12 protein-coding genes are annotated in these 13,094 nt (G+C 65.2%); 9 read left to right on the top strand and 3 right to left on the bottom strand.

Going from position 1 to position 13,094, the window contains the following annotated elements; genetic code table 11:
• The first annotated feature begins 347 nt into the window (after positions 1 to 347).
• The 3 genes from ACNANG_RS12355 (at position 348) to ACNANG_RS12345 (ending at position 4,318) form a co-directional block, all read left to right on the top strand.
• The gene (locus tag ACNANG_RS12355) at positions 348 to 2,108 is read left to right on the top strand and encodes a UdgX family uracil-DNA binding protein (RefSeq protein ID WP_420227419.1); all 1,761 of its coding nucleotides are present in this window, start codon (positions 348 to 350) and stop codon (positions 2,106 to 2,108) included.
• A gap of 131 nt (positions 2,109 to 2,239) precedes the next feature.
• Entirely contained in the window at positions 2,240 to 3,199 is a 960-nt protein-coding gene (locus ACNANG_RS12350; RefSeq protein ID WP_420227418.1) for an alpha/beta hydrolase, read from the top strand.
• Positions 3,200 to 3,280: 81 nt separating this feature from the next.
• Complete coding sequence (locus tag ACNANG_RS12345) at positions 3,281 to 4,318, top strand: alpha/beta hydrolase (RefSeq protein WP_420227417.1); 1,038 nt, start codon at positions 3,281 to 3,283, stop codon at positions 4,316 to 4,318.
• Here ACNANG_RS12345 and ACNANG_RS12340 read toward each other — a convergent pair.
• Together ACNANG_RS12340 and ACNANG_RS12335 are read right to left on the bottom strand one after the other, a co-directional pair.
• Positions 4,303 to 5,364 (bottom strand): bifunctional nicotinamide-nucleotide adenylyltransferase/Nudix hydroxylase, encoded by a 1,062-nt coding sequence (locus ACNANG_RS12340; RefSeq protein ID WP_420227416.1) that lies wholly within the window; start codon positions 5,362 to 5,364, stop codon positions 4,303 to 4,305. The two genes, ACNANG_RS12345 and ACNANG_RS12340, sit on opposite strands and share 16 nt — an antisense overlap.
• Positions 5,354 to 6,274: a cysteine hydrolase gene (locus tag ACNANG_RS12335; protein ID WP_420227415.1), complete on the bottom strand. Its 921-nt coding sequence runs from the start codon at positions 6,272 to 6,274 to the stop codon at positions 5,354 to 5,356. The genes ACNANG_RS12340 and ACNANG_RS12335 overlap by 11 nt, the downstream gene beginning before the upstream one ends.
• A 195-nt stretch (positions 6,275 to 6,469) precedes the next feature.
• On the opposite strand from ACNANG_RS12335, the gene ACNANG_RS12330 reads away from it, so the two are divergent.
• The gene (locus tag ACNANG_RS12330) at positions 6,470 to 6,766 is read left to right on the top strand and encodes an acylphosphatase (RefSeq protein WP_420227414.1); all 297 of its coding nucleotides are present in this window, start codon (positions 6,470 to 6,472) and stop codon (positions 6,764 to 6,766) included.
• A gap of 143 nt (positions 6,767 to 6,909) precedes the next feature.
• Positions 6,910 to 7,683 (top strand): hypothetical protein, encoded by a 774-nt coding sequence (locus tag ACNANG_RS12325; RefSeq protein WP_420227413.1) that lies wholly within the window; start codon positions 6,910 to 6,912, stop codon positions 7,681 to 7,683.
• A gap of 4 nt (positions 7,684 to 7,687) precedes the next feature.
• Here ACNANG_RS12325 and ACNANG_RS12320 read toward each other — a convergent pair whose 3' ends face one another.
• Complete coding sequence (locus tag ACNANG_RS12320; RefSeq protein WP_420227412.1) at positions 7,688 to 8,338, bottom strand: TetR/AcrR family transcriptional regulator; 651 nt, start codon at positions 8,336 to 8,338, stop codon at positions 7,688 to 7,690.
• A gap of 203 nt (positions 8,339 to 8,541) precedes the next feature.
• Here ACNANG_RS12320 and ACNANG_RS12315 point away from each other — a divergent pair, with 203 nt between their 5' ends.
• From ACNANG_RS12315 to ACNANG_RS12300, 4 genes are all read left to right on the top strand, one after another.
• Positions 8,542 to 9,282 (top strand): SDR family NAD(P)-dependent oxidoreductase, encoded by a 741-nt coding sequence (locus ACNANG_RS12315; RefSeq protein ID WP_420227411.1) that lies wholly within the window; start codon positions 8,542 to 8,544, stop codon positions 9,280 to 9,282.
• A 151-nt stretch (positions 9,283 to 9,433) separates the two neighbouring features.
• Entirely contained in the window at positions 9,434 to 10,843 is a 1,410-nt protein-coding gene (locus tag ACNANG_RS12310; protein WP_420227410.1) for a hypothetical protein, read from the top strand.
• Positions 10,844 to 10,880: 37 nt separating this feature from the next.
• Positions 10,881 to 11,597 carry an MgtC/SapB family protein gene (locus ACNANG_RS12305; protein ID WP_420227409.1) on the top strand — a complete coding sequence of 239 codons (717 nt, stop codon included), beginning with the start codon at positions 10,881 to 10,883 and terminating at the stop codon, positions 11,595 to 11,597.
• A 110-nt stretch (positions 11,598 to 11,707) separates the two neighbouring features.
• Positions 11,708 to 13,027 carry a cation:proton antiporter gene (locus ACNANG_RS12300; RefSeq protein WP_420227408.1) on the top strand — a complete coding sequence of 440 codons (1,320 nt, stop codon included), beginning with the start codon at positions 11,708 to 11,710 and terminating at the stop codon, positions 13,025 to 13,027.
• The last annotated feature ends 67 nt before the right edge of the window (positions 13,028 to 13,094 follow it).

Below are 13,094 nucleotides of genomic sequence, written 5' to 3'. Positions count from 1 at the left end.
GGGGCCGGGATGACGCAGCGGTTGCCCGGGCAGGCCAGGATACGGCTGCGGCGGCCGACGCGTTGCGGCCTTCGCGCGAAGCCGTGGCCAACGCGTATGCGGCGTCGCGGGCGGCCATTGAACGCCAGGCGGCCAGTGGACAGGCGGATGACCCGCGCGTGGCTCGCGCACTGCGGCAAGACGCCTGCGAGGCGCTGGCCATGAATGCCACGCTGGAACTTGGCGAGGCCTTCGCGCCGCCACCGCAGAAGGCGCCCGCCAAGGCCGCGCCGTCTGCTCCGCGCCGCCGCAAGGCCGCGGTCGTGAACGAAGCCGCCGAGCAGACGGCCGACCTGTTCGGCTGACTCATGGCGGGCGGATCTTCCGGTGACCTGTTCGACGAGCCGCCAGGCATCGGGCAGGCGCCGTTTGACTCCGGCCCCGGCGGCCACGCCGCGGGCGGCCACACTTCAGGCGGCCACACCGTCAGCGGCCACACCGCCATGCCCCGGGTCATCACCCTCGATTCCCAGGTCGACCTAGCGGGCTTTCGCCGCCATGCGCGCGCCCTGCTCCGCGAGCAGATCCCTCCCGAAGCCGTAAGCTGGCAGGTGCGCGATGTCGCCACGTCCGACTTGTTTACCCAGGTCATGCCTGCGGACAACGACGCGGCGACGGATGCGCCGCCGACCGGTGACGCACTTGCCCGTGGCGCCCTTGCCCGCGACGTGCCTGCTCATGACGTGCCTGCCCATGACGCACCGTCCCGTGACGTGCCCGCCCATGAAGCGCCCACCCATGAAGCACTCGCCCATGACGTGCCCGCCCTCGACATCCGTGTTCCCGCCGACTTCCTGACGTTGTGCAAGACGGCCATCCTGCACAGCGCACCGCAACGCTTCGGCGTGCTGTATCGCCTGCTGTGGCGCCTGGTGCGTCAGCCGGATCTGCGTCACGACACGCTGGACCCCGACCGTGTCTACCTGGAAAACCTGGCCCGTGTCGTGCGGCGCGACAAGCACAAGATGACGGCCTTCGTGCGCTTCCGGACGGTGCACGACGGTACATCCGACCAGCCGCTGCACGTGGCCTGGTTCGAACCTGATCACCACATCGTCGAAGCCACCGCGCCATTCTTCCAGCGCCGCTTCGCTCAGATGCGGTGGGCCATCCTGACGCCGGAACGGTCGGTGCAATGGGACGGCAAGGCGCTGTCGCTCGGGCCGGGCATGCGCCGCGACCAGGCGCCGCCAGCCGATGCGGGCGAGGCGCTGTGGCTGACCTATTACGAAAACATCTTCAACCCGTCGCGCCTCAAGGTGCAGGCGATGAAGAACGAAATGCCGCGCCGCTACTGGCACAACCTGCCCGAAGCGGTGCTGATCGAGCCGCTGGTGGCCGAGGCAAGCCGCCGCAGTGCCGGCATGATCGCGCAGGACCCGACCGTGCCTCGCAAGCCGCGTCCGGTCGTGACCATGACCCATGCGCCGCGCGACGGCGCAGCAATGCCCAGCCGCGGCATGTCGCTGCCCGAAATGCACGATGCCGCGCAGCGCTGCCGCGCCTGCCCCATCGGCCATTCCGCGACCCAGGTCGTGTTTGGCGAAGGCCGGACGCCGGCCCGGCTCATGGTCGTGGGCGAGCAGCCCGGCGACTATGAAGACCTGCAAGGCCGACCCTTTGTCGGGCCATCGGGCCAGCTGTTCGAACGCGCGCTGACGCAGCTGGGGTGGTCGCGTGATGCGCTGTACGTCACCAACGCCGTCAAGCATTTCAAGTTCGAACTGCGCGGCAAACGCCGGATCCACAAGACGCCGGCGCAGGCCGAAGCCGACGCCTGTCTGCAATGGCTGGAGAGCGAGATCGAACTGGTCCAGCCGCAGGCCATCATTGCGCTTGGCGCCACCGCGGCCCGGTCATTGATGCGCCACCCGGTCGCCGTGACGCGGGAACGTGGCCACTGGCTGCACCGTGCCGATACCCGGCCAGTATTGATCACGCTGCACCCGTCGGCCCTGCTGCGCATGCAGGATGGGGACAAGGACGCCGCCTTCCGGCAATGGCTGGACGATCTGGCCGCCGCCACGCCCTACGCAATGAGTCCCGGGGACGCCGAGCTGGTGCCTTGAGTCATTCGTTCAGAATGACGGCTGCGGCCAGCGTTGCCCTGGGGCGTCCAGGGTAGGGCCGGATCCGCATCCTGCGCCCTGCAGCGCCGGTCCGATCCGCCAGCCATGTCATCCCCTTCATGAAGCCTTCCATGTTCAACTCCCTTCCGCCGTCGTACCTGTCGCACCTGAGCAAGCTGACCCTCCTTGCGGCCTGCCTGTCGTTCCAGGCCGCAAGCGCGTCCGACACCGTGCCAGCCCCGCCAACGGGCAGCCCTGCGGCTCCCCCGTCAAGCCAGCTTTCCACGACATCGAACCAACCCCGGATCCAGGAATTCGTCATGACGTCGCGTGACGGCCAGGACTATCAGATCTCGGTGTCGGCTCCCGCTGGGGAACCGCCCCCCTTGGGCTACGGGGTGATGGTGCTGCTGGATGCCAATGCCTACTTCGGCACGGCAGCCAATGCAATGGAGCTGATCCGGCAATTTCCGTTGGTGCCCGAGGGCGGCAAACTGGTCGAAACCGCGGCCACGCTGGTAGTCGGGGTCGGCTACCCCAAGGGGCAGGTCATCAACGGCGTCCGGCGAACCCGGGACTTCCTGCAGCCCGCGCGCAACCCGGCGTCGCTGGAACGGCTGCGCGGTCCTCAACCCGGCGGCGCGGCCGCGTTCACGACGTTCCTGACGGAGGACCTGCGCGCGGCCATTGGTGCGCGTTATCCCGTCGACGCTCGCCGCCAGACGTTGGCCGGACATTCGCTGGGTGCATCCTACGTGCTCCATGTTCTGACGGACAAGCCCGACGCTTTTCAACGGTATGTCGCCATCAGTCCGGCGGTGTGGTGGGACGACAGCCGGATCCTGACCGACCTCGCTGCCGCCAGATTCGGCAACGCGAAGCTCATGCTGGTCATGGCGCAGGACGAGTGGCCCGGATGGCCCGTCGGATCGACCGAAATGCTGGACGGTGCAAGGGCGGTGCGCAATGTCGTGCTCAAGGCCGGCCTGCCCGCCGACGCCCTGCGGTATGTGGAGATCCGCGACCAGGACCACATGACCACGCCGTTTGCCGTCATGCCGATGGCAACCCGCTTTGCCGCACTGCCCTGAACGGCTGGATTACGGGAACAATACCTGCTGATGGCGGGCGTACGGCCGCGCGTGCGGCCTTCCCTTTTCCTGGAGCATCACATGAGTCTGGTCGACACCTTGAAGTCTGTCGTCGGCATGGATCCCACCAAGCATGCCGACCCGGACATGCTCACGGTCCTGGATGCGCTCAAGCGCCTGGAGCCCAAGCCCCTGCAAGACCTGGAAGCGCCCGAAGCGCGCCGGCAGCCCAGTCCGGCCGACGCCGTGCGCAAGGTAATGCTTGAGCAGGGCATCTCTCAGCCGCTCAGCGACGTCATCACGCAAGACATCACCATCCCTGGCCCGGCCGGCAACAATGCCGCGCGCGTGTACCGCCCGGAAGGCATCGGCCCCTTCCCCGTCATCCTGTATTTCCATGGTGGCGGCTGGGTCATCGGTGACATCGATAGCTACGACGCCACGCCCCGCGCCATTGCGACCCTGACCCGCTGCATCGTCGTGTCCGCCCACTACCGGCAGGCGCCGGAACAGAAGTTTCCGGCTGCGCACGCCGATGCCAATGCTGCCTACGACTGGCTGCTGGCCAACGCGGCGTCGCTGGGCGGAGATGGTCATCGGGTTGCCGTGATGGGCGAAAGCGCCGGTGCAAATCTTGCAATCAATGTCGCCATCTACGCGCGCGACTATGACCTGCTACCGCCAGCCCATCAGGTGCTGATCTACCCGGTCGCCGGCAATGACACCGGCACGGCGTCGTATCACGAAAATTCCAATGCCCGGCCCCTGAGCAAAGACATGATGCTGTGGTTCATTGAACAGGTCGTGCGCACGCCCGACGACAAGAACAGCACCTTGATCAATGTGCTGGGCGCCGACCTGAAGGGCTTGCCTGCCACCACAGTCATCACGGCCGGCATCGATCCGCTGCGTACCGATGGCGAAAAACTCGTGGAGCGCCTGCGTGAAGCCGGCGTGCCGGTCGAACACCAGAACTACGAAGGCGCAACGCACGAGTTCTTTGGCATGGCCACGGTGGTGCAGGCAGCCCGGCATGCCCAGGCCTTGGTGGCGGCCAAGCTCAAGGCCGCGCTGGGCGTGCCCGACACCGCGCCTACCGCGGGCTACGTCGTCAGGTAACCCGCGCCGGCATCCGTGATGCCAAGGAAGTGGTCCAGCATGTGGAAGTGGTCGTCGTGAAAGCGGTCCTCCATGGCCGCCAGATCGGCGATCGCCACCCACTGTGCCGAGGCGGCATCGTCCCCGCCCCGCACTTCAGGAAGCTCGTCGCTGTCCAGCTCGAAGTAGTGCGCATGCGTAATGATCCGGCCGCGCTGGCTGCGGTCGGGATGATCGAACACCGCCACATTGCGCAGCGCCTGCGCCAGATCGCTTTCCAGCAGACCCAGGTGGGTCTCTTCCCGCAGTTCGCGCACGGCTGACTGATACACCGTTTCGCGCGCTTCCAGGAAGCCTCCGGGTACCGCGAACAGCCCCTTGCCAGGCGCCTGCCCGCGCTGGATCAGCAGCACGTGGTCCCGGCAGCGCAGGACGGCATCCACCGTCGTGAACACCGGCGGATACGGCGCCGTCGCCCATTCCGCCTTGTAGGCCCGCAGCGTTCGCCATTCTTCCGACAAGGGCAGCAGGAAAGGCAGGGCCAGCCAGGCACGCAGGAAACCCAGCGTGCCTTGAGGCACATGCGGCGCCACCACGGCCAATGCCGCGGCCGGATCGTCCTTGCCCTGGAACAGCGCATCGCGCAGATGGACGGCGTCGATGGCCCCCATGCGGTCCTGCGGCATCAGGTTCCATCCGGGAAAGCGCCGCAGATAATCGCTGGTCGCATCCTTGAAATGCCCGATCAGGCCGATGCGCGCGCCCTGGGCCGCGATCTTGCCGACTTCGCGGCGCACCGCGGCGACCCATCGCGCATCGTCGTAGTAATCGCGCATCGACACGAACACCACGCGCGCCTGCTGCTCGGGCGTCAGGTTCAGGTGGATCATTGCGATCCGTTCATCGCGCGTGAACGGGTTGCGCGGCGTGCGCGCCTGGAAGCAGGACCCGAGCACGACCACGCACTTCTCGCCGCGTTGCAGGGCTTGCCGCAGCAGGGCCAGGTGCCCGAGATGGAAGGGCTGGAACCGCCCGATATAGACCGTCAGGTCATGTTCATACGCCATGCTGTTCTCGATTCGTCAAGACGCAATCGTCCTCGTTGCGGGTGGGGTCAGATACGACAGCTCCGAGCACGCGCGCCAGTCCTTGACTGTCTGTCAGATGCACACCGCGCCCCTGCATTGCTGACAGGAACGCAGCCTGCGCCGCTTCGAACTGGCCGACGGGGCTCATGCAATCCGTCAGCAGCACCATGCGCCGTGCATGGCCGGCCGGAAGGTAATCCAGCAGATGTTCAGTAGTGGCCTTGACGCAATGGCTGCCCGCTTCCCCCGCTACCACCAGCACGTCAGCCGCGGCCGCCCAGTCCACCAGCGCCTGATTCACCTGTGTGCCGGGGTCGGTGTCGTCAGGCACCTCGGCCAGCACCGCGCTGTAGTGTTCCGTCCAGGCGTTCATGCCCTTGCGCCAGACCTGCATCGAGCGGCCGGTTGCGGCTTCCCAATCCTTGACCGCCGTGCCGACGGCCGCATGCACCTGATGCCCCCAGGTGCCCATCTCGCAATGCACCGGCCACACCATCAGGCGGTAGCGGCCGCGCCGTTCCAACTCATCCAGATAGGTCAACGCGCGCGGCAACGACGCCGCATCCCGTGGCACCACCCTGCCCGCGCGAACCTCGGCGGCGGTGACTTCGGTAAAGGGCGCGACGTCGCTTCCATCGCCTTGTTGCCAGAAGGTCGGATGCGCAATGTCGAGCCGATGATGGCTGTCGAGCGTGACGCCGATCCCGGCCAGCGTCTGGCCCATCATGCCGATCACGCCAGCCAGCCGCACCATATCGGCGTGCGCGCCCGGTACCGGGAGGCTGGGCGACGCGCCGGGCGGCGTCGCATCGGCAGGCAGATCGCAAAAGTCGTTCTGCGGATCGATGATGAGCAGGCGGATGTCAGGGGAAGACGTGGCAATGGACATGGCAGCAGGCAATCAGGGCGTAAGAATCAGCGACGCGCGGTTAAGGCAAGGGCAACAATAGCGCAAGGCGCCGTACACGCCGGCACCCACTGGCTGGGTACACTACACGACTTCCTTGTAGACGACATCGGGTCGAAAGCCTTGGGCCGGACACTTCCATCCACCCGATGCACGTCACTGACCCGTTCCGCCACCATGAAAAAGCTCGATCCCCACACCCCTGTCGAAACCCTCAAAGTCCACGTCACCGGCCGCGTCCAGGGTGTCGGCTATCGCCTTGCCACCGTCCGCCGCGCCCACCTGATTGGCGCCCGCGGCTGGGTTCGCAACAACGACGACGGCTCGGTCGAAGCCCTCGTCCAGGGAACGCCCGATCAGGTGGACCAGATGCTTGAATGGCTGCGCCAGGGCCCGCCTGGCGCACGGGTCATCGACCTCACCACCGAAACCCAGTTTTCCGATCGCCGCTACGAAAAGTTCGAACAGAACTAAACCTTTTGCCGGCGCGACACGCCGGGTAACAACTCGGCGCGGTCAGACCGGCCGGACGTGGCATCGGATCGGGGTAAGGTAAAGCGGGCTGTCGAGCGCATGCGTGCGTTGGATGGCCCGTCTTGTCCTGGCTATTGGTGACCATGTCCAACCCGTTTTTCGCTCCCCTCAAAGACGAGGATTCCCCTTTTCCGCACTACGCGCAGGTAGGCGGTGGCGTCGCGCTGAGCGCAGAGATCGGCCTCTTGCCGTCCCTGCCCCGCCGCAAGTGGCTCAAGCTGCTCAATAGCACCCGGCCTCTGCCCATGCCCGCCCTGCCCGAATCGGCCGTCGTCTACACCGCGCGCACCGAAAGCCGCTTCGGCTACGAAGAGCGCACGTCCGTGTTGACCGGTTACTTCGACACGCCCGCGGGCGAAGCCCAATTCACGGAATATCTGGCCACCCTGCACGACGCCGCGCAATCGCTATCCCCCGCGGCCCGCGAACGCTGCCGCGAAAACCTCGAGGCGTGGGACATCGCGCTGCTCGTGGCCGACGACGCCGCTGAAGACGGCGCGCGCGAAATTCCGCTGATGGCATTGAGCTTCGACGAATTGCAACGCGTGCTGGACTACCTGGAAGCGCCGGCGACCGACACGCCCGTAACCTGGTCACTGCCCGCCGCCGCTGCCGATGCCGCCGGCGTGGACGCCGCACCCAGCGCTGTCTTTGGCGAGAAAACCGTTGCGACCGGCAACGTTGTCGTCATCCACTACATTGACTTCGACGAATACGAAGGCCAGGCGGGATCGCCGGATGGCGAACCGACTCTGCGAGAGGTGAAGGTAGACCGCGGTTGGCTACGAGAGGTGCTGGGCACAACCATCAGGCGGACCCGTGAACGGATCCGGAGATTGACTCAGTCGTTGGATTGAGGATTCAACCGCCCACGCGCGCATCAAACCCCGCCATCGCCACATCCACCGTCGCATCCAGCGCTTCCCCCGCCACGCCATCGCGCGCCAGGATCGACATGCCGTACTGAACGATCTGCACGAAGCGGGCAAGGGCCTCCACGTCCACCGCGGCGGCGATCTCGCCGTCGTCGACTGCCCGCCTCAGGCGTGCCTTCAACCGCACCAGCGCCTCCGCACGCGCGCACTGCACCAGTTCCCCTAGCTGCGCATGGCCTTCGCTGCCGACGGACGACAGCGTCACCATGCAGCCGCGGGGGATGTCGCACGATCCGCCGGTCAGCACCCGCGCGGAATCCCGCAGGAACGCCTCGACCGCCTCGCGCGCCGTGCCCGCCGCAAAGAACCCGGCCCACACCATTTCGTCGTAGGTGCTCGCATAGTGGGCAAGCGCCTCGGCATACAGGGCCTCCTTGGAACCGAACGCGGAATACAGGCTGGGCGAGCCGATGCCCATGGCTTCGGTCAGGTCGGAAATGGACGTGGCCTCGTACCCCTTGGCCCAGAACAAATGGGTCGCCTTGAGCAGGGCCGCCGCACGGTCGAAGGCACGCGGCCGCCCACGTGACCGGGTAGGCGCAGGCAGGGAAGCGTCAGAAGGAGAAAGTTTTTGCATCGATCGCTATTTAACTCCAATGAGACCGTAAGACCAACGCCAGCCTATTTTGTGCCGATCAACACAAATATTTTGACAGCAGCGATCGGCGTGCGTAGCATTTATCTATCGATCGACACATAAATAGATTGCGACCGATGGAGCAGGTGCTGTGGACAGCGCTTCGCCCCCCTCCCATTCAGCTGTCACCCACAGGAAAAAACATGAACGAACTCTCAGGTAAGCGCGCCCTTGTCACCGGTGGATCGCGCGGCATCGGCGCCGCGATCGCGCTGGCGCTGGCACAGAAGGGCGCGGACGTCGCCATCACATACGAACGTTCCGCCGAACGCGCGGCGGAGGTGGTTCGTGCCATCGAACAGACCGGTCGTCGCGCTGTGGCCATTCAGGCGGATAGCGCGGATCCGGCAGCGGGCAAGGCGGCGGTCGACGCCACGGTCCAGGGCCTGGGCGGTCTCGATATCCTGGTCAACAACGCAGGCATCGCCCGGCAGGGTTTGCTCGAAGACATCCCGCTGGCCGACATCGACGCCCTCTTGAACGTCAATGTGCGCGGCGCCGTGCTGGTGGTTCAGGCCGCCATTCCGCATCTTCAGGAAGGCGGGCGCATCATTCTGCTGGGATCGTCGTTGTCGGAACGTGTGCCCTTCGGCGGCGTGACGATGTATTCCATGACCAAGTCCGCGCAGGTCGCATTGACGCGCGGCCTTGCCCGCGAGCTGGGCCCACGCGGCATCACGGTCAACCAGGTCAACCCGGGCGCCACCGACACCGACATGAATCCGGCTGACGGCGACCTGGCCGACACCCTGCGCGCCATGACGCCGCTGGGCAAATACGGGCGCCCGGAAGATGTCGCGGCGGCGGTCGCGTTTCTGGCGAGTCCGGCGGCCGGGCAGATCACCGGGACTGCGGTGACGGTGGATGGCGGCGTGAACGCCTGACCCGCGAACGGAAGGATGGCGCACGCGCGTGAGCGTTTACCCGCCACGCTGCGTTGCTCATGCGTTGTAGGCAGGCCGCAGTTGCGCACGCCACCGGTGCAGATCACGCACCCTATTCGGGAACCCGAAACCCAATATCGTGCACCCCCTCTTGTCCCTTTGTTTTGTGTGTAAGGTCGTTCGCGACACCACATCTGCACATACCAACAAAGGGACGATCGCGATGAAATTGAACGTTGTTGCCAGCGCATTGGCTGCCTCGCTGTCCACGCTATACCTGAGCGCTGCATGCGCTTGGACGTTGCCCGCCGACAAGGGAACGCTGCCCGAAGCGGAGGTCAACGAGATCCTGCAGGGCAAGGATTTTCCTGAGTCGACCTCCTTTACCAAGACGGTCGACTATGTCGACTACAGCGCCAACGGCATGCAATTTACACAGGTCGTGGTGCGCCTGGAACCGGCCAGGCCGCTGATGCACAAAGGCCGCAAGGTGGTCCTGGTGGCCACGGAAGAAGGCAGTTCCAGTGCGAATGGCTTTCTTGAGACCGATGAAGGCAAGGAAGGGATAGGCGTATACCTGGCCAAGCGTGGGGTGACGTTTGTTGCGTTGACACGCGTGGGTCGGTGGAACTTCTTTGCGCCCGACAAAAGCGGGTCGTGGGAAACCATTCCGCTGGACGATCGCATGCCCATCTTCTCGCAGCATCAAAAAGCGTACTGGGCGAAGTCCGACTACACGGTCAAGCCCGCGGGCAATACGGCAAGTTCAAGCGGCAGCGAGTACGTGCGCTTTCCCAACGAAGGCACACAGCTCTTCAACGAGATGGTCGCAGCCACGCCAGTTGCCATGGTTGATGGGCTCGAGGCAGGTGTGCGTCATGCGCTACCGGTAACGGAACGCCGGAAGTCCTTGATCCTCTATTGGGGGTTCTCAACTGGCGGCGCGTTGATGTGGCCACTTGCCGAACGGGTCCGTCCGGACGGTTACCTCAATTGGGGGTCCTCACCTCCTGGCGTCGCATACTACTACGGGTCAGTCGAAGGCGGGCGCTGGGACTGGCCTTACGAGAAGTCTGCGCTGCGTGTGCGCGGCCGTGGCCGCGCGGATTTCGAGTTCTATAACAAGCGCGCCGATCCTGGCCAGAAAGAAGCGCGTTGGGCACGCAATCTGAAAGAGCCTCGCTTCAAGGGGGTGGAAGATCCCATCATGTTCTACAACGTGGGAGCGCTGTCTGAGCTGGCGATGCGGCTGTACAAGGCCAGCTTCGTGCCGGCGGAAACCAAGGCGCAGGGCTTCAACAAGATGCTGAATGACATTCTTGCAACGAGCATGCCGGGGCCGGCCTTGAAAGGCCTGCCGGTGTGGGACATGAACGGCACGCTGGACGAGGTCTATCCCGTCAAGTCGATGGAAGCTGCCAGAACCATGATGGCGCCCTATATCGGCAAGCACGTGTTGACCCGGATCGAAGGGTTCAACCACAGCATCGTCGATCGCCAGGTGCGCGTGATCGGCCCGGTGTGGTTGCGCGCGATTCAGCAGGGGTACTTCGACAAGTAACGCGGTAGCATAGGTGCGCACCTATCAAGGCCCCAGCATGGCAGCACTCCAGAACATCAACCTCACGTCGCTGCTCGACACGCTGATCAGCCTGGCCACCGCGTTCCTGCTTGGTGGCCTGATCGGCTTCGAGCGCCAGTACCGGCAACGCACCGCGGGGCTGCGCACCAACGTGCTGGTCGCGGTCGGTGCGGCGCTGTTCGTTGATACCGCCAACCGGTTGCAGGGGTCGGGCGGTGCCGTGCAGGTCATGAGCTACGTGGTGTCGGGCATCGGCTTTCTGGGCGCCGGCGTCATCATGCGCGAAGAAGGCAATGTGCGCGGCCTGAACACCGCCGCCACCTTGTGGGGCTCGGCAGCCATCGGCGCCGCGGCGGGGGCAGACCTGATCGTGGAAGCCGTGCTGGGCACGCTCTTCGTGCTGTCGGCCAACACGTTGCTGCGACCCATCGTCAATGCCATCGACCGGAAACCCATGGATGTGAATTCCGCGGAAGTGACGAACACGGTCCATGTCATTGCGGACAGCAATCATCAGAAGCAGGTCATGACGCAGCTGGAAGCGGCGCTGGCGCGTGCCAGCCTTCCCGCGCGCAATGTGATGCTGCGCGCCTTCGGCAAGGACGAGGTCGAGATCGAAGCCACCCTGGCGGCCACGTCGATCGATGGCGACCAGCTCGATACCCTTGTGCAGTACCTGGCGGCCATGCCCGCGGTGCGGCAGGCGTTCTGGAGCCCGAGCACGACGGATTGACGGTGGCGTGGTCAGGTTAAGTCAGGTCAGGCAGGCGGCACGGTAGTTGCTCTAGTCGATAATTGATAAGAGCAACCACTGCGCTCCAACCCGCCAACGACCAGGGTCCCATGCAGCTCCCCGCAGACTTTGCCCCCGACCCATACATCCTCGTCCTGACGGGTACCGGGCTGCTGATCGCCCTCGTGGCCTGGCTGCCCCTGGCCTTGCGGCGCCTGCCGCTCTCCCTGCCCATTGTCTGCATTGCCCTGGGAGCCGGCATATTTCTCCTGCCCCAGGTCACGCTGAACCCCCTGCCGATCCGCTACCCCGAGGTCACCGAGCGGTTTTCGGAATTCGTGGTCATCATCGCCCTGATGGGCGCCGGCCTCAAACTCGATCGCATCTTCAGCTTCCGCACCTGGGGCGTGACGTGGCGGCTGATTGCCATCACCATGCCATTGAGCATTGCGGCGATCACACTGATTGCCGGTTGGGCGATGGGCCTGACCTGGACGGCCGCCCTCCTGCTCGGCGCCACCCTCGCGCCCACCGATCCGGTCCTGGCGGCCGACGTCCAGGTCGGGCCGCCCAAGTCCGGCGACGAAGACAAGGTCCGCTTCGGCCTCACGTCGGAAGCCGGCATGAACGATGGCTTTGCCTTCCCCTTCGTCCACCTGGCCATCGTCCTGTCGCTGGCCGCCACGACCGGCGAACCCTGGCTGGCCAAATGGCTGACGTACAACGTGCTGTGGGAGATCGGCGCGGGCGTCGTCGGCGGCTACCTGATCGGCCGCCTGTTCGGATGGCTGACCTTCCACGTTCCCGCCAAGACCAAGCTGGTCAAGACCGGCGACGGGCTGATCGCGGTGTCCGCCACCTTCGTCTCATATGGCCTGACCGAACTGATCCACTGCTACGGCTTCCTGGCCGTGTTCGTCACCGCCCTGACCTTCCGCCACGCCCATCGCGACCACGAATTCCAGCTGGAGATGCATGCCTTGACCGAACAGGTCGAACGCATCGCGATGATGATCCTGCTGATCCTGTTCGGGGGTGCACTGGTCAGCGGCCTGCTTTCGGCATTGAAGTGGACCGACGTGGTCGCGGTGATCGTCATCCTGTTGATCGTGCGCCCGGTCGCCGGGCTGATCGGGCTGATCGGACACAAGGCGGACTGGCAGGAACGACTGACGCTATCGTTCTTCGGGATCCGCGGCGTCGGCTCGATCTATTACCTGGCCTATGGCTTGAACCACATGGAGAACGTACAGAACGCCGAACGCCTGTGGTCGATCGTGGGGCTGGTGATCCTGGTGTCCATCCTGATGCACGGCGTCACGGTCACCCCGGTGATGCGCAACTTCGACCGCAGCCAGGGGCGCGATCCGGATGCCGACGAAGCGACACCGCCACCCGGGCTGCAGGGGAAAGCGTCGTCTGACGCCTAGAACACGACGCTCCTTTACGAGTGTTTGTCTCACTAAGCCGCAGCGCAGGGGTCAGGGGACCGACTAC

Origin of the sequence: Pigmentiphaga litoralis (assembly GCF_048632615.1) — a bacterium.
GTDB lineage: Bacteria > Pseudomonadota > Gammaproteobacteria > Burkholderiales > Burkholderiaceae_B > Pigmentiphaga > Pigmentiphaga litoralis_B.
Note: the sequence above shows the minus strand (reverse complement) of the source record. Positions and strands in the feature narration are given on the sequence as shown.

Coding starts and splice junctions, on each gene's coding strand:
- ACNANG_RS12355 (WP_420227419.1), top strand. CDS start 348: ATGGCGGGCGGATCTTCCGGTGACCTGTTCGACGAGCCGCCAGGCATC.
- ACNANG_RS12350 (WP_420227418.1), top strand. CDS start 2,240: ATGTTCAACTCCCTTCCGCCGTCGTACCTGTCGCACCTGAGCAAGCTG.
- ACNANG_RS12345 (WP_420227417.1), top strand. CDS start 3,281: ATGAGTCTGGTCGACACCTTGAAGTCTGTCGTCGGCATGGATCCCACC.
- ACNANG_RS12340 (WP_420227416.1), bottom strand. CDS start 5,364: ATGGCGTATGAACATGACCTGACGGTCTATATCGGGCGGTTCCAGCCC.
- ACNANG_RS12335 (WP_420227415.1), bottom strand. CDS start 6,274: ATGTCCATTGCCACGTCTTCCCCTGACATCCGCCTGCTCATCATCGAT.
- ACNANG_RS12330 (WP_420227414.1), top strand. CDS start 6,470: ATGAAAAAGCTCGATCCCCACACCCCTGTCGAAACCCTCAAAGTCCAC.
- ACNANG_RS12325 (WP_420227413.1), top strand. CDS start 6,910: ATGTCCAACCCGTTTTTCGCTCCCCTCAAAGACGAGGATTCCCCTTTT.
- ACNANG_RS12320 (WP_420227412.1), bottom strand. CDS start 8,338: ATGCAAAAACTTTCTCCTTCTGACGCTTCCCTGCCTGCGCCTACCCGG.
- ACNANG_RS12315 (WP_420227411.1), top strand. CDS start 8,542: ATGAACGAACTCTCAGGTAAGCGCGCCCTTGTCACCGGTGGATCGCGC.
- ACNANG_RS12305 (WP_420227409.1), top strand. CDS start 10,881: ATGGCAGCACTCCAGAACATCAACCTCACGTCGCTGCTCGACACGCTG.
- ACNANG_RS12300 (WP_420227408.1), top strand. CDS start 11,708: ATGCAGCTCCCCGCAGACTTTGCCCCCGACCCATACATCCTCGTCCTG.